Source organism: Polynucleobacter paneuropaeus, from assembly GCF_003261235.1.
In the GTDB taxonomy this organism is placed as follows: domain Bacteria; phylum Pseudomonadota; class Gammaproteobacteria; order Burkholderiales; family Burkholderiaceae; genus Polynucleobacter; species Polynucleobacter paneuropaeus.
The window spans coordinates 516,907-535,867 of record NZ_CP030085.1; the positions used below are offsets into that span (position 1 = coordinate 516,907).

An 18,961-nucleotide genomic window follows, 5' to 3' on the forward strand; every position below is an offset into this window, starting at 1 on the left:
GTTCATTTTATCCCTCCCATGCAAAACCGATAAACTATGGTGATGCATGGCACTTTCACTCTTCGCACCGCGTTTCTCATCCTTTTGTTGGCCATCACCAGCTATTTTTATGGATTAGATAGTCGCTTTGCCCCCAAGAATGGGGATGAGTATCCCTATATGCATATCGTGCGCCTGACTGCGGACTCTGGCCATTGGCTACCTTTGCAGTCTGAGATGGATGGATTGAAGAACACCAAGCCCCCATTATTATTTTGGCAGGGGATAGCCAGCTCCTCTTGGGCAAGTCAGTGGACCTTGTGGAATCTTCGCTGGCCCAATCTTCTGTATACCGGCTTGACTGCTTTTTGCTTGTTTTTGGCGGTACGACGTTTCAGCACTAAAACAAAGACGGGAGCATTGGCTGCTCTAGTCTGGCTATCTTTTTTCTCGACCTATCGTTATGGCCGGCCCTTCCTAACAGATCCCGCTGAAGTCTTTTTCTTGAGTCTTCCCTTTATGGGATTGTTGTACTGGGGTAAAGCAGCCTTTGATTCCAGATTACTATTTCCATTATTTACAGCCCTGTGTTTTGGTTTGGCATTACTTGCTAAATCCTTTGCCTATATCGTGCCAGCCATATTTGCCTTAACACTCTATTACTGGCGTTGGCGTGAGTGGAGTTTGTCCAAACTGATGACACGCGATCTTTTGAAGTTAGTCTTGATTCTGATTGCGGCGCTGGGCGTATTTTCTATTTGGTTCTTGCTAGATCCGGCACCAGAGGCGATCTGGAGGGAATTTGTCTTAGGTGAGAACGCGGGTAAGTTTCAGGCAAGAAGTTCTAACTACGTATTCGATCTCTTACGAGGTGGCGATAGTATCTGGATGCTAGTTCTCACAACCCTAGCAAATGTTGGGCTATTGATTGCAGTGTTGATCAATACGCTCTGGCAATGTTGGCGTGAGCGGCGCTTTCTATCGATTGAAGAAAGTCTCTTGCTACTCTTGATTGCAGCCTTTTTTATTGTCTTTAGTTTGCCAAGTCAGCGTTCTGGACGGTATCTGTTGCCTGTTATGCCAGCCTTTGCTGCATTGATCGCAATGCATTGGCAGCGCTTATCTCTTTGGGGCTTTCGGTTTGCCTTGGTTCTCCAGCTCATCATTCTGACCGCCTTGATCTGGGTGGGATTCAATCTCCAAGCCGAAAACCCGATCTGGCATTACTCAGCTTGGCATTGGATCTTGATGGCCATGAGTGTGACATGTGCATTGCTAGGTCTGATCAAAATACAATGGAGTAAGTCACTCACATTGGCTGTCTGCTTCCTCTCTTACTGCGCTTTAAATAGCAGCCTTGCCCCATTAGAGGGGGCGCTGGGACGTTATGACGCTCAGACTATTGAAGCTGTTCAAGGAAAAGCAGTATGGATTCCTTGTGACTATCGTGCTAAAGACGAAGAGTATCGCTTGCTATTGCCGAGCACACAGTTAAATGGCTATCCATCTCAGCAGGCAAGTGATATCACCGGCTTACTTGGTCAATATCCTTTGGTAGCAGTCCAGACGCCATTAGGCTCATCCATCGACGAGAAGTTAGTAGCTTGCCCTTCTTGCAATATCATTGGCCACCGTATGGAAATGCGAGCAAGACAAACACCTCAAGAGATTGAGGCGATACTTAGGGGTCATATTGGAGAGTATCTTTTTGTGAATGAATATTTAATCGCGGGTCCTGCCATAGCGCCAAGCCCAGAACTCAATAATCAGTTGAGTAGCGAACTGCGTAAGGATGCCTGTAGATGATTCGAGTTGTAGCACTATGCTTTTTATTATTAGCAACAGTCTTAGGCTTTTTGCATCTTGATAGTCATCCAGCATGGGCTCCGTTTCAGGCTCCAGAAATGGTGAGTGCTGAGTCTGAGTCAATCCATAATGCCAAAGCGGCATTGATTCAACCAAAGTCAGACTGGTTACCAGACACTGGCGCAGCCTCAGTTCATGCGGCCTCTTTGATTGCCTTGAAAGATGATTCATTGCGAGCCTTTTGGTTTGCAGGCAGCCGAGAGGGCGCTGCAGATGTAGTAATCAATAGCGCTGTATTCAACCCCCACAACAATACCTGGAGTGAGCCGACCGTAGTCATTGATCGAGTAGCCACTGAAAAATCCCTTGCTCGCTATATCGCCAAATTGGGTAACCCCGTTCCAGCTAGGGCGACTGATGGACGTCTGCAACTCTTTTTTGTGACGGTATCCATCGGAGGATGGGCGGGTAGTTCTATTTCTACAATGAGTTCAGGTGATGAAGGTCTCACTTGGAGCAAGCCACAGCGCCTTATTACGTCGCCGTTTACTAATTTAAGCACCTTGGTAAAAACACCTGCAATTTCTTTTGCAGATAGTCGACTAGGCTTACCCGCATACCATGAGTGGATTGGCAAGTTTGGTGAGCTGCTTCGCATTGATGGTGACCAAGTGATTGATAAGCGCAGAATGAGTTCAGGTCAAAGCGCGATTCAACCCCTGGTATTGGTCGATGCTCCAGAAAAAGCCCAAGCCTACTTCCGTCAGACCCGGGGCAGTTCAAAGCCACATCAAATTCCCGTTAGTGAAACGCAAAATGCCGGCCAGTCTTGGCAGGCTCAAGCCGATCTTCCTATTTCCAATCCCAACGCCGCCATCACTGGCGTTCTGCTACCTAATGGCTTACGTGTTCTTGTAGCAAATGATCTAGAAGCAGGGCGCAGTCGTTTGGTGATGCTCGCTAAAGATATTTCAGCTACGCAATGGCAAACCATTGAGGTGCTCGAAGATGATGAAGCCTTAGCAGCAGAGCAACGTCGTGAATTTTCCTATCCGTACATGATTGCAGATGGCGCTCAAGTGGATTTGGTTTACACCTGGGATCGGAAAAAGATTCGGCATATTCGGTTTGACGCCAATTGGATTAAGCAGGCTTATAGCAATGCTCAGGCGAAGTCAGTAAGTAGTGAGGAGAGTAAGCAATGAAAAATATCATGCAAACTATCGGCTTGTTAGAGATGGCCCTCACTTGTGCAACTCTCTTGGTTTGGCTACTCCAAAGAAACTTCGAGGCACAAATGCCAGTTGCAGCTCGAATCATCTTGGCTTTACTGTTGACCAATCTCTTTTATTGGCCGCTCGGTTTGTTTATGCAGTTACCGCTAGCGGCTTATATCCGAGGTGTCACAGGTGATCTGAGTGTGGTCTCGCTGCTTCTGCTCTGGTCGAGCGTTCTTCTCGATCGCATTGATCCCCGAAATACTGAGGCACACTTTGTACCCATGGGATTTAAGGTGGCGATTGTCCTCATCGCATTCAGTTTTTATCCCTTTGCCCTTGGCCTGGGAATGCTTGATCCTTACGGATGGGGCTATGCGAGCATTGGGTTCTTGATTGCTGTATCGATATTTGCGGCCATTCTGGCAATAGCGAACTGGAGCAAGGGTACTTTCATTATTGCCTTGGCTATTTTGGCCTGGTCAATTCATTGGCACGAGTCTGCGAATTTATGGGATTACCTGCTGGATCCCTTTCTAATGCTCTGGGCTCTGTTAGCCTGCATTAGCTCAGTGAGACGTAAAAGACGGGAGCGCTTACAGTCCGGTTTCTTATTTAGAGCGGGTTAATTCATCACCACAAGAAAAAAGCCAGCGCGATGCTGGCTTTTTAACTAATGGAGTTTAGTCAGACTTAATCTGCATAAGCTCCTGCTTTACGAATCACGGGACCCCATTTATTAATTTCAGAGTCGAGCTGGTTCTTAAGAGATTCAGAAGTCACTTTACTCATAGGCACCACTTCGATATTGGATTCTCCTAAGCGTGCTTTAACCTCAGGATTATTCAACGCCACCCTCAATGCCTTATTGATTTTGGCTAGCACTTCTGGGGGGGTACCTTTTGGTGCGTAAAGACCATGCCAGGCTTTGACTTCAAAACCTTTAAGACCTTGCTCATCGAGAGTGGGAATATTAGATAGACCTGGAAGACGTTTGAGCGTTGTAACACCATAGGCTTTGACGAGATTATCTTTGATGTAAGGAACGGTTTGGGTTGTCTGGTCGCACAATAAATCAACTTGGCCACCAAGCAGATCAGTTAAGGCTGGGCCTGTTCCCTTATATGGAACGGTTGTAAGTTCTACGCCTTCACGAGACATCAGTAAAAGACCGCATAACTGAGACACTGAACCAGGTCCTGCGTTCGCAATGGTCACCTTTTCTTTATTGACCTTGATATATGCCTCAAGCTCTTTAAAGTTGTTGGCTGGAAAGTTTTTGCGACCAAGAAGTACCATCGGTACGTCAACAACTTGACCAATGTATTCAAAATCTTTCATGGGGTCAAAGGGGAGCTTTTTATACAAAGCTGGCGCAGTCGCCATCCCCATATGGTGCAGATACAGAATATAGCCATCAGGAGCTGCTCGGGCTACACGGGTTGTGGCAATTGTGCCGCCAGCACCTACAGTATTTTCGACAATGACTGTCTGGCCAAGATCTTTACCCATAGGCACTGCGATTAAACGGGCAACTGCATCAGTAGGCCCGCCTGCTGAAAATGGCACCACCAAAGTAATGGGTTTGTTGGGATAGGCATCTGCAGCCATTGCAGGTGCTATCGATAAATAGCTACTGGCAGCAATTGCAATTAGCCCTGCCAATAGTGATGTGTGTAGTTTCTGATGTGGCTTCATGCGGGTCTCCGTTCCTAAGCTATTGTATTGGTTGATATTAGGATATCAGAATAGAGCCCCAAAAGCTCAATAAGCCTGCAAAAGCAGCGCCAGCAATCACCGTTATAACGCCACGCTGGTATTTAAAGAGGGCGATGACAGACAGCAGGCAAATGAGGATTGAAACCCAGGAGATGGATCCACTTAAGCCTGAAGGGAAAAAGACGTGATACGCAAAAAATATTCCCAGATTAACAATCACACCAACAACTGCAGCGGTGATGGCAGTTAAAGGAGCGGTAAATCCTAACTTGCCATGAGTCGATTCAATGAGGGGGCCACCTACCATGATGAAAAAGAAAGAGGGTAAAAAAGTAAACCAAGTAGCAACCACTGCACCTAGGGCGCCAAACCAAAAAGGATTGAGCTTATTCGAAAGATGTGCGAGATGTCCCGCAAGATAACCCACAAATGCGACCACCATGATTAATGGACCTGGAGTTGTTTCTCCTAAAGCGAGACCATCAATCATTTGCCCGGCGCTAAGCCACTGATAATGTTCAACTGCTCCTTGATAGACGTAAGGCAGGACAGCATAAGCCCCGCCAAAGGTTAAGAAGGCAGCCTTGGTAAAGAACCAAGCCAGTTGTGGGTAGAGACTTTCCCATCCACCCATAACGCAAAGTAGCCCAATAGGCAGCAGCCAAAAGCAAAGCGCAATCAGGCTGTGACGAATGACTTTGCTAGAAGAAAATTTTGCATGCTCAGGAGTAGGGGTGTTGTCATCAATGATGGCTGGCCCAAAGTTTTCTGAGTTACTACTGTGTGATTGCCGAGCTTGAAAATATTCCGGGTAACGTTTACTACCCCACCAACCAATCAATGCGGCAATGACCACGATGATCGGAAAGGAAATATTCAGAAGAAATATCGCCAGAAAAGATCCGAGCGCAACTGCTTGTAGGGCACGATTATGAATTGTGCGCTTGCCAATGCGAAATGCAGCAAAGATAACAATTGCAGTAACGGCGGGTTTAATACCAAAGAAAATAGCCGCTATCCACGGTATCTGTCCAAAAGTCAGATAGATCCAAGATAGGGCAATCAAAATAAAGAGTGAGGGCAGAATAAATAAGCTGCCTGCTAATAAACCACCCCAGCCTCGGTGCATCAGCCAACCAATATAGGTGACTAGTTGCTGTGCTTCTGGACCTGGTAGAAGCATGCAGTAGTTCAAGGCATGTAAAAAGCGCCGCTCAGAAATCCAGCGACGCTTTTCAACCAACTCTTGATGCAGAACCGCAATCTGTCCTGCGGGACCACCAAAGCTAGTAAAGCCTAACTTAGCCCAGAACTTGAGCGCTTCGCGAAATGGGACACTCAAGCGTCTTCCATTCCGCCAACCACTTGGCTAAAGCCGTTATCAACGTAAATGATTTCAGCGGTAATACCGTTTGCTAAATCAGATAAGAGAAAGGCAGCGCTGTTACCAACGTCATCAATCGTCACATTGCGACGCAAAGGTGCAGTTGCTTCAACGGCTTCCAAGATCTTGCCAAAGCCTTTGATACCAGAAGCGGCAAGCGTTTTAATTGGGCCTGCGGAGATGCCGTTCACACGAATACCCTTAGGGCCTAGTGAACCAGCGAGATAACGCACTGATGCCTCTAAGGAAGCCTTGGCTAATCCCATGGTGTTGTAGTTGGGTACATTTCGCATGGAGCCTAAATACGTCAGTGTTAATAAAGCAGATTTCTCACGCAGCATGGGCAGCGCTTCTTTAGCCATTGCTGGAAAGCTGTAGGCAGAAATATCGTGTGCGATTTTGAATCCTTCACGGCTTAAACCATCCAAGAAGTCGCCGGCAATTGCTTCGCGAGGGGCAAAGCCAATGGCATGGACGAAACCATCAAACTGGGGCCAGGTTTTAGCTAAATCTTTAAAGAGGGCAGTAATTTGTTCGTCACTGCCGACGTCACAATCAAAAATGAGCTCAGTGTTAAATTCTTTAGCAAAATCGACAATACGGTCTTTAAAGCGCTCACCTACATAGGTGAAGGCCAATTCAGCCCCTTCACGATGGCAGGCCTTGGCAATGCCATAGGCAATCGAGCGGTTAGAGAGAAGGCCGGTAATGAGGATTTTTTTGCCGGTCAGAAAGCCCATATAGTGTCCTTTGCTTCAAATGTGGTTTGCTATCTACAATTGTCACATATATGCCGATTTACTCATCCCTTCGCCCATTCCGCTTTTACTACCCCCTTTGGGTGCTGGCTTGCCTCCTCAGCCTAATCAGTATTTCAAGTTATGGATCACAGGGGATCGCGCAGTACGGCAAACCAAAATATGCGGATGGCTTTAGTCACTTCGATTACGTTAATCCCAATGCGCCTAAAGGCGGAACGCTAACCTTGCCTAACCCTGGGTCTAGAAGTAGTTTTGACAAGTTCAATCCCTTCACCCTCAGAGGTGTGACTGCTCCCGGAATTGAATTAATGTTTGAGTCTTTAGCTGAAGGAAGTGCAGATGAGGTAGCCAGCATCTATGGTTTGTTAGCAGAAGATATTTCAGTAGCGGCTGATCGTAAGTCAGTCAGTTTCCGAATTCGACCAGAGGCTCGTTTCTCAGACGGCAGCCCAGTGATGGCAGCAGACGTCAAATACAGTTTTGATACTTTGATGGGAGAGCAAGCCCATCCACGCTACAAGACGACATATGGCGATATCAAACAAGCAGTAGTTGTATCGCCTCGAGAAGTGCGCTTTGATTTTAAGAATCAAAATCCAGAGCTGCCACTCTTAGCTGGAACGATGCCTATCTTTTCTCGTAATTGGGGCAAGAGGCCGGATGGCACCATGATTGCCTTCGATCAACTGGCTTTCGAAGCGCCTATTGGCAGCGGCCCTTATCAAATTGAATCCTATAAAACTGGGAAGTCGATCATCTTTAGGCGCAATCCAGATTACTGGGCAGATCATTTAAATAAACCCATCAATGTGCGTGTCGGCTTTTATAACTTCGATCGCATTGTGTATAAGTTATATAGCGATGATGCAGTCCGCCTCGAAGCATTCAAGGCGGGCGAGTTTGATGCGTTAGTAGAGTACCGCGCCAAGATCTGGGCCAAAGGTTATGTCGGTTCTAAATTTAATGATGGCAGCCTATTGAAGAAAGCCTTCTTAAATCACAATGGCGCTGGGATGCAGGGTTTTGCAATGAATTTACGCCGCCCAATCTTTCAGGATGTGCGTGTGCGTCAGGCCTTGGGTTACGCGCTCGACTTTGAATGGCTTAATCGCCAACTCTTTTTTGATCAATACAGCCGTATTAATAGCTATTTCACGAACAGCGATTTGAGTGCAAACTTTGATGGGCCTCGCAAACCGACTGAAGCAGAGCTGAAGTTACTCAGGCCCCTCAAAGAGAAATATCCTCGCTGGGTGCCCGATGCAGTATTTGGCCCTATGCCGCCCGCACCTTCTACTGCAGCACCAGGCAGCTTACGCCAGAATCTGCGCAAGGCACGTGAGCTATTGGCAGATGCTGGCTGGACCTATCGCGATGGCGCACTCAGAAATATTCAAGGTGAACCCTTCCGCTTTGAAATGGTTGAAGATGGCGGCTTCTTTTTGAGAGTCATTTCTGCCTATACCCGCAACTTAGAGAAGCTGGGTATTCAGGTGGATGTGAGAACCAGTGACTTTGCGCTTCATCAAAAGCGGATGAATGAATACGATTTTGATATGACAACAATTCGTTTCCCGGATTCGCAAAGTCCAGGAAATGAATTGTGGGATCGCTTTGGAAGTCAAGCTGCCAAAGAAAAAGGTTCAGACAATGTTATTGGGATCCAGTCGCCAGTAGTAGATGCTTTAGTTGGAGAAATTACTAGGGCGCAGAACCGAGAGCAGCTCAGAGCGGCGAGTCGAGCGCTTGATCGAGTCTTGTGGAATAGTTATTTTGTCGTACCCCAATGGTATAACCCAACACATCGAATTGCTTTCAGAAAAGAAATGCACTATCCAGATCCTCCTTTGTATTACATGGCTGAAACTTGGATCTTGCAGAACTGGTGGAAAGCAGAGGCCCCTTAATGCAAGTCCAGATGCGTGCTTATATTGCTAAGCGTTTGCTATTAATGATTCCTACCTTATTGGGGGTCCTAACGCTGACCTTTGCGGTAGTGCAATTTGTTCCTGGTGGTCCTGTGGAGCAAATGGTGTTGGAGCTCAAAGGTAAAGGCAATGGATCTGTAGGTGGTTCAGAATCCTCGGGTGCTGGTGCGACCTATCGTGGCCGACAGGGGATTGATGAGCAGCGCTTAGCCGAGGTTAAAGCACTATATGGTTTTGATAAGCCACCACTCGAGCGTTACTTCATGATGTTAGGGCGCTTTGCCAGATTTGATTTGGGACAAAGCTACTACCAGCATCAAAGTGTGTGGCATTTAGTGGTATCTAAATTGCCGGTCTCGATCAGTATTGGTTTATGGACTTTCTTCATCACCTACCTGATCTCCATTCCTCTGGGGATTGCTAAAGCTGTTCGAGAAGGCTCTCGCTTTGACACGGTGACAAGTACCATCATCTTGGTAGGTTATGCCATTCCAGGTTTTGTCTTGGGGGTTTTATTGCTAGTACTTTTCGGCGGAGGGAGTTTCTTACAACTCTTTCCCCTGCGCGGCTTGACGTCAGACAACTGGTCGGACCTCAGCTTAATCGGCAAGATTTTGGATTACCTCTGGCATTTAGTCTTGCCGATTACAGCAATGGTGCTGGGTAGTTTTGCAGTAGTCACCATGCTCACCAAAAACTCTTTCTTAGAAGAGATTCGTAAACAGTACGTGTTGACGGCAAGAGCTAAAGGTCTGAGTGAGCATCAAGTCTTGTGGAAGCATGTCTTTCGGAATGCACTCTTACCCCTAGTAACGGGATTCCCGGCAGCCTTTATCGGTGCTTTCTTTACTGGATCGTTGCTAATTGAGACCTTGTTTTCTTTAGATGGGCTTGGTCTTCTGTCATATGAGTCTGTGATGAGACGTGACTACCCAGTGGTGTTTGGTACTTTGTATTTATTCACGCTGATTGGTTTGTTCACTAAGTTGATCTCCGATCTTTGCTATGTCTATATTGATCCACGGATTCAGTTTGGCGCAGGAGGGGGCTCGTGAGCCACTGGCAACGCTTCAAGCGCAATCGCACTGGCTACATCAGCCTGTGGATTTTTATGCTGCTATTCGGCATCAGTATGGGTGCTGATTTTATTGCCAATGACAAACCATTGATTGTTCGTTATGACGGACACTTTTATTTTCCAATTGTGCGCAATCAACCTGAAACCGTTTTTGGCGGAGACTTTGCTACACCTACTGATTTTTTAGATCCTGATATTCGTCATAACATTACGAGCGATGGTAATTGGGCAATCTATCCACTGATTCCTTACAGCTATGAAACCCTCAATTACTTTTCTCGAGTTCCCAATCCCGCGCCACCATCCGCGGAGAATTGGTTCGGAACCGACGATCGTGGGCGCGATGTTCTGTCACGCTTGATCTATGGTTTTCGGCTATCGATTCTGTTTGGTCTTGCGCTCACGATTGTGGGAGTTGGAGTAGGCATCATCACGGGCTCACTAATGGGTTTCTTTGGCGGCAAATTTGACTTAATCTCTCAGCGTCTCATTGAGATCTGGGGCTCCATGCCAGAGCTATACCTATTGATTATTTTTGCCTCAATCTTTAATCCGAGCGTTTTACTGTTGATTGTGTTGCTAGCCGCTTTTGGTTGGATGGGTTTATCTGATTATGTGCGGGCCGAGTTTTATCGCAATCGTGCCCTCGAGTATGTGCGCGCTGCTAAAGCTTTAGGCCTGACCAATTTTCAAATCATGTTGCGCCATATTCTGCCGAATAGTTTGACACCAGTCATCACCTTTCTGCCCTTTCGAATGAGTGCTGCCATTTTGTCTCTTACGAGTTTGGACTTCTTGGGCTTGGGTGTGCCACCAGGGACACCCAGTCTTGGCGAGTTGCTCTCGCAGGGTAAAGGTAATTTAGATGCCTGGTGGATTTCGCTTTCCACTTTTATAGTCTTAGTAGCAACACTTCTTCTCTTAACCTTCATGGGGGAGGCATTGCGTAATGCTTTTGACTCACGTCAGTCAGGATCGATTGGTGGGGTACGATCATGAATGCCTTATTGCGCTACGAAGATCTGAGTATTTCTTTTGGAACAGGACGTCGTGAGAAGTTTGCCGTTAGCCATCTTGATCTGGAGATTGGGGTCGGCGAACGAGTGGCTTTAGTTGGTGAATCCGGTTCTGGTAAAACCTTAACGGCACTCGCCCCTTTAAGGCTTGAGCCCGAGGGCGCCAAGATGACAGGCAGAATTTGGTGGAGTGGCCAGGAAGATGCACAGCAACAGAGTGCGACCCAACCAGTCGATTTATTGTCATTGCCGATCGAGAGAATTCGTAGGATACGCGGACGTGAAATTGCTATGGTGTTTCAAGAGCCGATGACCGCTCTGAATCCTTTATTCACTGTTGGTAATCAAATTGTTGAAGCGGTCCAGATTTACGAGCCACTCATTTCTAAAGCAGATTGCTTTGCAGCAGCTGTCGATCTTTTGCGTAAGACTGGTATTCCTGAACCAGAAAAACGTTTTCATTCTTATCCGCATCAGCTATCGGGCGGACAAAGACAGCGTGCGATGATTGCCATGGCTTTGGCATGCAAGCCTCGTCTGTTGATTGCGGATGAGCCTACAACAGCATTGGACGTGAGTTTGCGTTTGCAGATTCTAGATTTACTTAAAGCGCTGCAGGAGGAATCTAAAGACCATGGCGGCATGGGTATTCTGTTGATTACGCATGATCTTAATCTTGTGAAGCACTTTGCGCATCGGGTCGCAGTCTTAAATCAAGGTAACTTAGTTGAGGTTGGAGCGACCAAGCGAGTTTTTGAGCACCCAGAAAATCCGTATACCCAAACTTTGGTGAATAGTGAGCCGGTGCGGGATCTCGCGCCGGTGATGCCGCTTGCCCCAGTCTTGCTGCAAACCGATAATTTATCGGTCTCGTATCCCAGCCTGGATTCAGAATCATGGTTTAAGAAGGCACCTCGGCATTCGGTATTAAAGAAAATTGGTTTTGGCTTGAGGCAAGGTCAGACCATTGGGGTGATCGGTGAGTCTGGCTCTGGTAAAACCACTTTAGGAATGGCAATACTGGGACTCTTGAGTGATTCTGCTGCAGAAGTGACTGGTTCAGTCGATGTACTCGGACATGATTGGCAAAAACTCACATCAGCCGAACGCAGAAAATTACGCGCAAGCTTGCAGGTCATTTTTCAGGACCCCTTTGGTTCTCTTTCGCCACGCATGACGGTAATGCAAATTATTGTTGAAGGATTAGATATCCATTTCCCAAAACTCAGTAGCGCTGAGCGAGAGCAAAGGGTGTTGGATATTTTGCGAGAGGTTGGTATCGACCGTTCTGCCTTGACCCGTTATCCCCACGAATTTTCTGGTGGACAACGACAGCGCATCGCAATTGCACGCGCACTCATTTTGCGACCCCAGATCCTCGTACTGGATGAGCCCACTTCGGCTTTAGATGTTTCGATCCAGAAACAAGTATTAGCCTTGCTCACTGAGCTACAGAAAAAATACAATCTGGCTTACCTGATGATTAGCCATGATTTGGCTGTCATTCGAGCGATGTCTCATGAAATCATGGTGCTCAAAGGTGGCAAAATGGTCGAGTTTGGGGAGACCGAAACCCTCATTAAGCACCCTAAGCAGACCTATACGAAAGAGCTATTCGAGGCAGCTGAAATTACCTAGGCACTCTAGTTTAATGGGCTAAATTGGTGCATTTTCTTCATAAATTTCAAAAAAACTGTTTGTAAACATAGAGTTATTGATAAGTCCTGGTCTTGGTATCGCCAAGCTTCTTTGTTACACTCGGCGGATGTCCCTAAAAAAAGTAGCCCCTCAACTCCACCAAGGCATTTTGATGTCTTTGGGGATTGCTGTGCTTTTTGCCTGCACTGGACTTGCGCATGCTGAGGAAGCTGGTGAGGCTCCAAAAGAAAGCATGTTTCAGGCTGGTAAATCCTACTTCTCTCGGGCATCGGATCGTTTGGTCGATTCCGTCTCGGAAAAATCTGAGTCCTTAATTAATCAAGCAATGGTAGTGATTGGCGTGCGTTATCGCTGGAACACAGAGTTGCCTCAGTCCGGTTTGGACGGCAGTAGTTTTGTGGCCTACGTCTTTAAAGATAAGTTGGGATTTTTGCTTCCGAACAAGTCGACCCAAATGAGTCGGGTTGGTAAGCCAATTAATCGCGATGATCTTCAGCCTGGCGATTTAGTATTCTTTAACACGATGCGTCTGACTTTCTCGCACGTCGGTATTTATGTTGGCGACAATAAATTTATTCATTCACCTTCTAAAGGTGCGAGTGTTCGTGTCGATGATTTAAGTAGTGTGTATTGGGATCGTCGCTTTGATGGCGCTCGTCGTCTGGATGGTTCTGATTCTTTAGATGACTCTGAGCGTCGTGAACTGCTCAATCAAGTGAACAATATCAAACGCAAACCTCAAAGTCTATAGTTAAAACCCAAGCAATTACAGCTTAAGTTTTTCTTTGATGAGCGCCATTTGCTCTTGCGTGGCGATCTCACCAGCCAAGATAGCTGCATTTCTGGACTTGAAATCACTCCCGCTCATTTGCTTGAGTTGGGGCTGTATCGCAATGTCAGCACTTTTTAATTCGTATTGATTGATGCTGTTCTGCATGATCGAAATCGTTTGTTGTAAGACTCCGAAGGTACCGCTAGCATCCTGATGCAATGGCTCGGAAGAGATATTGACTGCGATCACAACAGTGGCGCCCATCTGTCTGGCATAACTCACCGGTACGGGGGCTACTAAACCACCATCCACATATTCTTTGCCATTAATTGTTGCTGGTTGGAAAACTCCGGGCACACTGCATGATGCACGGACTGCTAAGCCGGTATTACCCGAACGAAAGAGCACACCTTTGCCAGTTTGTAATTCAGTGGCAACAATGCCGAGCGGCAGATTCATCTGCTCAATCATTTTGTTACGCACTTCACGATTGACCATTGCTTGCAAAGCTTCACCTTTAATCAAGCCTCCAAAACGCCCAGCAAAGGGTAACCCCCAATCTGCGATAGTGGCCTCATCTAAATTCAGAGCTAAGCGATTGAGATCATTGCCTGTTGCGCCCGAAGCGAGTAGGGCAGCAATCACGCTTCCAGCACTACTACCCACTACCAAATTGGGGCGGATGCCTTGGGCTTCTAGAGCCTTAATAACGCCGATATGGGCAAATCCCCTTGCTGCACCCGCACCTAGGACTAGGCCCAATACAGGCTTACGAGGCGTGAAAAGGCTGCAGGCTTCAAGGCTCAAACCGCCAGCCAGCGCCAGCCCCCAGCCTAAAAGCTGGCGGCGGGGAGTTGATGGGGGTAATTTGGGGGAAGCTTCTTGCATATGGCTATTGTATTGAGCCTACCTTATAATGGCCTGACTGCTAAAAAAGATACCTAAAATACTCTTTAGCAGCCCCGGCGTCTCTTCTAACGAGAAATCCAGAGATTGATTGCCTGTTATACCGAGAGAACATCTCAAGCCCATTACTGAATTACTTTTTTAAGCCTACTCAGGTTTTGCCTGGTAGCCCGACTTTATGGATGATCACAATAAACGCGTAATTGAAACTGCTCTCTTGTGCGCGCAAGAGCCACTCAGTGTTGCTGATCTCACGCGCCTATTTGTAGAGGATGTTTCCACTACTGAAATTAAAGAAGTCTTGGAAATCATTCAAGCCGAATGGCAAGACAAGGGTATGGAATTAGTGCATATTGCAACCGGCTGGCGTTTTCAGAGTCGCTTGTCAATGCGCGAGTATTTAGATCGCCTGACTCCAGAGAAGCCTCCTAAGTATTCTCGGGCTGTTATGGAAACTTTAGCCATCATCGCCTATCGTCAACCGGTGACACGTGGCGAGATTGAAGAGATTCGTGGCGTTGCTGTGAGCAGTAACGTCATGAAGCAATTAGAAGACCGTGGTTGGGTTGAAGTGATTGGCCATAAAGAAACTATTGGCCGTCCTGGCTTGTATGCCACAACCAAACAGTTCTTAGATGATCTGAGCTTAAGCAATTTACAAAGTCTGCCGATGTTGGAAGATGTAGCGCCAGCAGCCGAGGCAGTAGGTCAAGCGGTGATTGACTTCAATGTCGATAGTGCCACTGAAACTATTACTGAAATTGTTACAGAAGAAACCACGATTGAAATGGTGGAAGAGATCACCATCGAAATAACCGAAGAAAGCGATCCGTCAGACAATCCTGGCGAGCAAAAATAATTATTAATGACTAGCTCCAACGAAAACGATTCACCACCAGTAGTGCACCCACCTCAGACTGATGCAGCCCCATCCCCAGCGGAAGGTGCATCTGCCGAAGTACATGAGGGTGGCGAGCGTCGTCCTCGTAGACCTGGTAAACATCCCTTTAATAAGAAGCGTCCCTTCAATAAAGACAAGCCACGTCGAGAAGGTGGTGACTCAAGAGGTCCTCGTGAAGGCGGCGGTCAGCTTGCTAAATTAGCCCCTAATCCCGCTGAGAGCGAAGCCTTGTTTGCTTCTGTAGTTTCAGGTGAGTTTGATGCTGCTCTAGATGCTCCAGAAGTAGTCGAAGCAAAAAATCCTGATGGCTTTAATGAGAGCGAGATTTCGCATCAGACCGGTGCTGAGCGTCGTGCACAACGTGTTCGCCATGATGAAGATGCTGATGCTCCCACCGATGAAGAAATGAGTAGTTTGCAGTTTGCAAACGTCGATGAATTACCTTTAAGTTTGCGTGACGAGGTCTGGTCTGATTTAGATGGTCTAGATGACGAAGCTGACGATGAAGATACTGTTAAGCTACACAAAGTTTTGGCTGACGTGGGTATGGGTTCACGCCGCGACATGGAGGACTTGATTATTCAGGGTCGTGTTTCGGTAAATGGCTTGCCTGCACATATCGGTCAACGCATTGGACCTACTGATCAAGTTCGCATTAATGGTAAACAAGTCCATCGCAAGATTCAGACCAAACCACCGCGCGTGATTTTGTATCACAAGCCTTCTGGCGAAATCGTAAGTCAATCCGATCCCGAAGGACGTCCAACTGTATTTGATCGTTTACCAAAGCCACGCCAAGGCCGCTGGATTGCAGTTGGTCGCCTAGACTTTAATACTGAAGGCTTACTTCTCTTCACGACTTCCGGTGAGCTAGCCAATCGTTTAATGCATCCACGCTACGGTATCGAGCGTGAGTACGCTGTGCGCATTTTGGGTGAGCTCGGTCAAGAGTCGATGACGCAACTAAAAACTGGTATTCAACTAGATGATGGTCAAGCCCGCTTCTTGCGCTTAACTATGGGTGGTGGTGACGGCGCCAATCGTTGGTATCACGTTGCTTTAACCGAAGGCCGTAATCGTGAAGTGCGTCGCATGTTTGAAGCGGTTGGTCACACTGTGTCTCGTTTGCTGCGAACCCGTTATGGCATGTTCTTGTTGCCCCCACGATTAAGACGCGGCAAATGGGAAGAGGTTCCTGCTGAAGGTGTTGCTTCACTCATGCGTTCCGCTGGGTTGAAAGTTCCTCAAGCTCAAGATAAAAGTCGCAACCCCAACGGTAATGGCAATGGCCATCACCGGAATACTCAAGCGGGTGGTGATCACCAGCCAGATCCGATGCAAACTTCAGTCTCATATTGGGGTTCGCGCGATGCACTGACATTAGCCAGTGGCCATCATGGCCTAACACATCAAGGTAAAAATGGACAACCCAGCGGCGGTGGCGAAGGTCGCGGCCCGTTCCGTGGCAGAACGCAGGGCGGTAGGCCAGGCCAAGGCGGTCAGGGCCAAAATCGCAATAAGGCTAAAAAAGTCCATCACGGGCAGTCTGCATTTGTGACTGGTACTCCTCAAAGTCCTGGAAATGGACCGAAACGTAGTGCCCCTAAGGGTCGTAAGCCCTTTAATAAAGGCCCCAGAAAGCCCCGTAATCCAAGCGAAAGCTTCTGATTTCTATCGATTTTCTGTTAATTCGGCTATAATCTTAGTCTGACAGCGGATTACCGCTGTTTTTAGTTGGATCTAAGCAGTGTGTATTTCCCGGCTGATGTTGCGATCAACGTAGGCCGGCCTGTTCTGAATTCGAGAATATGGGCTTTGAAGCCCATTTTTTTTGCCGATTCGGTATGAAGGAGTGATGTGAGAGATCAGCAGATTATTTCTGCAGAGTTGCAAAACCTAGGTTACGCGCTAGTCGATATTGAGCGCGAAGCTGGGGGTTTGCTTCGCGTCACGATTGAAAACCCGGATTACGAACGTTTGATTACGGTCGAGGATTGCGAAAAGGTAAGTCATCAGCTGAGCTATGCATTGCCGGTTGAAAACATTCCTTATGAGCGTCTGGAGATTTCTTCTCCAGGTCTTGATCGTCCCGTAAAGTCGGCTGAAGATTTTGTTCGCTTTGCTGGTCTGGAAGTGGATTTGAAGTTGCGTATTGCCGTAGGTAGTCGTAAGAATTTTCGTGGTGTGTTGCAAGGTTTGCTGAGTGGTGATATTCATTCGCCTGATGCCAAATTTGGTTTGATGTTTGAAGGCACCGACGGTGCTGAGTCGCAATTGGAGTTTTCATTAGCCGAGGTCGATAAGACTCGGTTGGTCCCTGTAATTGATTTCAAAGGAAGAAAGTCATGAGCCGAGAAGTTCTCATGTTGGCAGACGCCCTAGCGCGTGAAAAGAACGTTGATCAAGCTATTGTGTTCGAGGCGCTAGAAATGGCGTTGGCATCGGCCACTAAGAAGCGCTATCCAAACGAGGATGTAGATATTCGTGTTTCCATCGACCGTGAGTCTGGTGAATACGAAACCTTCCGTCGTTGGTTAGTCGTCCCTAATGAGGCTGGTCTACAAGAGCCAGATAAAGAGATTCTGCAATTCGAAGCCCAAGAGCAATTGGCTGACATGGAAGTCGGCGATTACATCGAAGAGCAAATTGAATCTTTGGCATTTGGACGCATCGGAGCACAAGCAGCTAAGCAAGTAATCTTGCAGCGTATTCGTGATGCTGAGCGCGAGCAGATTTTGAACGATTACTTAGAGCGTGGCGAAAAAGTCATGACCGGTACCGTCAAGCGGGCAGATAAGAATGGCTTAATCATTGAATCTGGCCGAGTAGAGGCATTGCTGCGTCGTGATCAAATGATTCCTAAAGAGAACCTTCGCTCTGGCGACCGGGTTCGTGCTTATATCCTCAAAGTGGATCGTGAAGCGCGGGGTCCACAGATCGAGTTATCCCGTACTTGCCCTGATTTCTTGATCAAGTTGTTCGAGAATGAAGTTCCTGAGATGGAACAGGGTTTACTGGAGATTAAGGGCGCTGCTCGTGATCCTGGTATCCGTGCCAAGATTGCCGTTGTCACCTATGACAAGCGTATTGATCCTATCGGTACTTGCGTTGGTGTCCGTGGTACTCGCGTCACCGCCGTACGTAATGAAGTTGCTGGTGAAGCCGTAGATATCGTGTTGTGGTCAGAAGATCCAGCACAGTTTGTGATTGGCGCCTTGGCACCAGCTCAAGTCTCCTCTATCGTGGTTGATGAAGAGCGTCACGCTATGGATGTAGTAGTTGATGAAGAAAACTTGGCAATTGCGATTGGCCGTAGCGGACAGAACGTGCGCTTAGCCAGTGATTTGACGGGTTGGCAAATCAATATCATGACTCCAGAAGAGTCTGCTGAGAAAACAGAAAAAGAAGCTTCTTCAGTTCGTCAATTGTTTATGGACAAATTAGACGTTGACCAAGAAGTGGCTGATATTTTGATTGAAGAAGGCTTTAATACTTTGGAAGAGGTTGCGTATGTTCCTCTTTCCGAGATGTTGGAAATCGACTCATTCGATGAAGATACTGTGAACGAGTTACGTACTCGTGCCCGCGACTCTTTATTGACTATGGAGTTAGCTAAAGAAGAGCGTATTGGTGAGGTTTCCCAAGACTTGCGTTCTTTAGATGGCATGACTACTGAGTTGATTGCGAAGCTTGCAGATAATCAAGTACATACCCGTGACGACCTTGCTGAATTAGCTGTTGATGAGCTGGTTGAGGCGACACAAATTGACGAAGAAACTGCGAAAGCGCTCATCATGAAAGCGCGTGAACATTGGTTTACTTCATAAGAGGAAGC

At 47.2% G+C, this 18,961-nt stretch carries 16 protein-coding genes; 12 read left to right on the forward strand and 4 right to left on the reverse strand.

Going from position 1 to position 18,961, the window contains the following annotated elements:
* Nucleotides 1–42: 42 nt before the first annotated feature.
* Genes Pas1_RS02810 through Pas1_RS02820 form a run of 3 tightly spaced genes read left to right on the forward strand, consistent with a single transcriptional unit; the run spans nucleotide 43 to nucleotide 3,631 of the window.
* Nucleotides 43–1,785 carry an ArnT family glycosyltransferase gene (locus tag Pas1_RS02810; protein WP_112295153.1) on the forward strand — a complete coding sequence of 581 codons (1,743 nt, stop codon included), beginning with the start codon at nucleotides 43–45 and terminating at the stop codon, nucleotides 1,783–1,785.
* Entirely contained in the window at nucleotides 1,782–2,990 is a 1,209-nt protein-coding gene (locus Pas1_RS02815; protein ID WP_112294431.1) for a sialidase family protein, read from the forward strand. The genes Pas1_RS02810 and Pas1_RS02815 overlap by 4 nt, the downstream gene beginning before the upstream one ends.
* Complete coding sequence (locus Pas1_RS02820) at nucleotides 2,987–3,631, forward strand: hypothetical protein (RefSeq protein ID WP_112294432.1); 645 nt, start codon at nucleotides 2,987–2,989, stop codon at nucleotides 3,629–3,631. Before Pas1_RS02815 ends, Pas1_RS02820 begins: the two co-directional genes overlap by 4 nt.
* Before the next feature lie 64 nt (nucleotides 3,632–3,695).
* Here Pas1_RS02820 and Pas1_RS02825 read toward each other — a convergent pair whose 3' ends face one another.
* From Pas1_RS02825 to fabI, 3 genes are read right to left on the reverse strand one after another with little or no spacing between them, the layout of a single operon-like run.
* Nucleotides 3,696–4,700: a tripartite tricarboxylate transporter substrate-binding protein gene (locus Pas1_RS02825; RefSeq protein WP_112237537.1), complete on the reverse strand. Its 1,005-nt coding sequence runs from the start codon at nucleotides 4,698–4,700 to the stop codon at nucleotides 3,696–3,698.
* 37 nt (nucleotides 4,701–4,737) lie between these two features.
* A complete protein-coding gene (gene chrA / locus Pas1_RS02830) occupies nucleotides 4,738–6,063 on the reverse strand; it encodes a chromate efflux transporter (RefSeq protein ID WP_112294433.1) in 1,326 nt (441 codons plus the stop codon).
* The gene (gene fabI / locus Pas1_RS02835; RefSeq protein WP_112204590.1) at nucleotides 6,060–6,845 is read right to left on the reverse strand and encodes an enoyl-ACP reductase FabI; all 786 of its coding nucleotides are present in this window, start codon (nucleotides 6,843–6,845) and stop codon (nucleotides 6,060–6,062) included. The genes chrA and fabI overlap by 4 nt, the downstream gene beginning before the upstream one ends.
* 50 nt (nucleotides 6,846–6,895) lie before the next feature.
* Between fabI and Pas1_RS02840 the strand changes: the two genes are divergently transcribed.
* The 5 genes from Pas1_RS02840 (at nucleotide 6,896) to Pas1_RS02860 (ending at nucleotide 13,298) form a co-directional block, all read left to right on the forward strand.
* Nucleotides 6,896–8,773: an extracellular solute-binding protein gene (locus tag Pas1_RS02840; RefSeq protein ID WP_112294434.1), complete on the forward strand. Its 1,878-nt coding sequence runs from the start codon at nucleotides 6,896–6,898 to the stop codon at nucleotides 8,771–8,773.
* 11 nt (nucleotides 8,774–8,784) lie between these two features.
* On the forward strand, nucleotides 8,785–9,849 hold the full coding sequence (locus tag Pas1_RS02845) for a microcin C ABC transporter permease YejB (protein WP_174683303.1): 1,065 nt from the start codon (nucleotides 8,785–8,787) through the stop codon (nucleotides 9,847–9,849).
* Nucleotides 9,846–10,871, forward strand: coding sequence for an ABC transporter permease (locus tag Pas1_RS02850; RefSeq protein ID WP_112237545.1), 1,026 nt, complete (start codon nucleotides 9,846–9,848; stop codon nucleotides 10,869–10,871). Before Pas1_RS02845 ends, Pas1_RS02850 begins: the two co-directional genes overlap by 4 nt.
* A complete protein-coding gene (locus Pas1_RS02855; protein WP_112294435.1) occupies nucleotides 10,868–12,526 on the forward strand; it encodes an ABC transporter ATP-binding protein in 1,659 nt (552 codons plus the stop codon). Before Pas1_RS02850 ends, Pas1_RS02855 begins: the two co-directional genes overlap by 4 nt.
* 127 nt (nucleotides 12,527–12,653) lie before the next feature.
* Entirely contained in the window at nucleotides 12,654–13,298 is a 645-nt protein-coding gene (locus tag Pas1_RS02860; RefSeq protein WP_112294436.1) for a C40 family peptidase, read from the forward strand.
* Nucleotides 13,299–13,313: 15 nt separating this feature from the next.
* Here Pas1_RS02860 and Pas1_RS02865 read toward each other — a convergent pair whose 3' ends face one another.
* Nucleotides 13,314–14,207, reverse strand: coding sequence for a patatin-like phospholipase family protein (locus tag Pas1_RS02865; protein WP_112204578.1), 894 nt, complete (start codon nucleotides 14,205–14,207; stop codon nucleotides 13,314–13,316).
* Nucleotides 14,208–14,403: 196 nt separating this feature from the next.
* On the opposite strand from Pas1_RS02865, the gene scpB reads away from it, so the two are divergent.
* The 4 genes from scpB to nusA all read left to right on the forward strand — a co-directional run bounded on the left by scpB (nucleotide 14,404) and on the right by nusA (nucleotide 18,953).
* A complete protein-coding gene (gene scpB / locus Pas1_RS02870) occupies nucleotides 14,404–15,084 on the forward strand; it encodes an SMC-Scp complex subunit ScpB (RefSeq protein ID WP_112204576.1) in 681 nt (226 codons plus the stop codon).
* A 6-nt stretch (nucleotides 15,085–15,090) separates the two neighbouring features.
* On the forward strand, nucleotides 15,091–16,794 hold the full coding sequence (gene rluB / locus Pas1_RS02875; protein ID WP_112204574.1) for a 23S rRNA pseudouridine(2605) synthase RluB: 1,704 nt from the start codon (nucleotides 15,091–15,093) through the stop codon (nucleotides 16,792–16,794).
* A 189-nt stretch (nucleotides 16,795–16,983) separates the two neighbouring features.
* Nucleotides 16,984–17,475, forward strand: coding sequence for a ribosome maturation factor RimP (gene rimP, locus Pas1_RS02880; protein ID WP_112204572.1), 492 nt, complete (start codon nucleotides 16,984–16,986; stop codon nucleotides 17,473–17,475).
* Entirely contained in the window at nucleotides 17,472–18,953 is a 1,482-nt protein-coding gene (gene nusA, locus Pas1_RS02885) for a transcription termination factor NusA (protein ID WP_112204570.1), read from the forward strand. Before rimP ends, nusA begins: the two co-directional genes overlap by 4 nt.
* The last annotated feature ends 8 nt before the right edge of the window (nucleotides 18,954–18,961 follow it).

Coding starts and splice junctions, on each gene's coding strand:
- Pas1_RS02865 (WP_112204578.1), bottom strand. CDS start 14,207: ATGCAAGAAGCTTCCCCCAAATTACCCCCATCAACTCCCCGCCGCCAG.
- Pas1_RS02815 (WP_112294431.1), top strand. CDS start 1,782: ATGATTCGAGTTGTAGCACTATGCTTTTTATTATTAGCAACAGTCTTA.
- Pas1_RS02840 (WP_112294434.1), top strand. CDS start 6,896: ATGCCGATTTACTCATCCCTTCGCCCATTCCGCTTTTACTACCCCCTT.
- Pas1_RS02855 (WP_112294435.1), top strand. CDS start 10,868: ATGAATGCCTTATTGCGCTACGAAGATCTGAGTATTTCTTTTGGAACA.
- fabI (WP_112204590.1), bottom strand. CDS start 6,845: ATGGGCTTTCTGACCGGCAAAAAAATCCTCATTACCGGCCTTCTCTCT.
- Pas1_RS02825 (WP_112237537.1), bottom strand. CDS start 4,700: ATGAAGCCACATCAGAAACTACACACATCACTATTGGCAGGGCTAATT.
- nusA (WP_112204570.1), top strand. CDS start 17,472: ATGAGCCGAGAAGTTCTCATGTTGGCAGACGCCCTAGCGCGTGAAAAG.
- Pas1_RS02860 (WP_112294436.1), top strand. CDS start 12,654: ATGTCCCTAAAAAAAGTAGCCCCTCAACTCCACCAAGGCATTTTGATG.
- Pas1_RS02820 (WP_112294432.1), top strand. CDS start 2,987: ATGAAAAATATCATGCAAACTATCGGCTTGTTAGAGATGGCCCTCACT.
- Pas1_RS02810 (WP_112295153.1), top strand. CDS start 43: ATGCATGGCACTTTCACTCTTCGCACCGCGTTTCTCATCCTTTTGTTG.
- scpB (WP_112204576.1), top strand. CDS start 14,404: ATGGATGATCACAATAAACGCGTAATTGAAACTGCTCTCTTGTGCGCG.
- rluB (WP_112204574.1), top strand. CDS start 15,091: ATGACTAGCTCCAACGAAAACGATTCACCACCAGTAGTGCACCCACCT.
- Pas1_RS02845 (WP_174683303.1), top strand. CDS start 8,785: ATGCGTGCTTATATTGCTAAGCGTTTGCTATTAATGATTCCTACCTTA.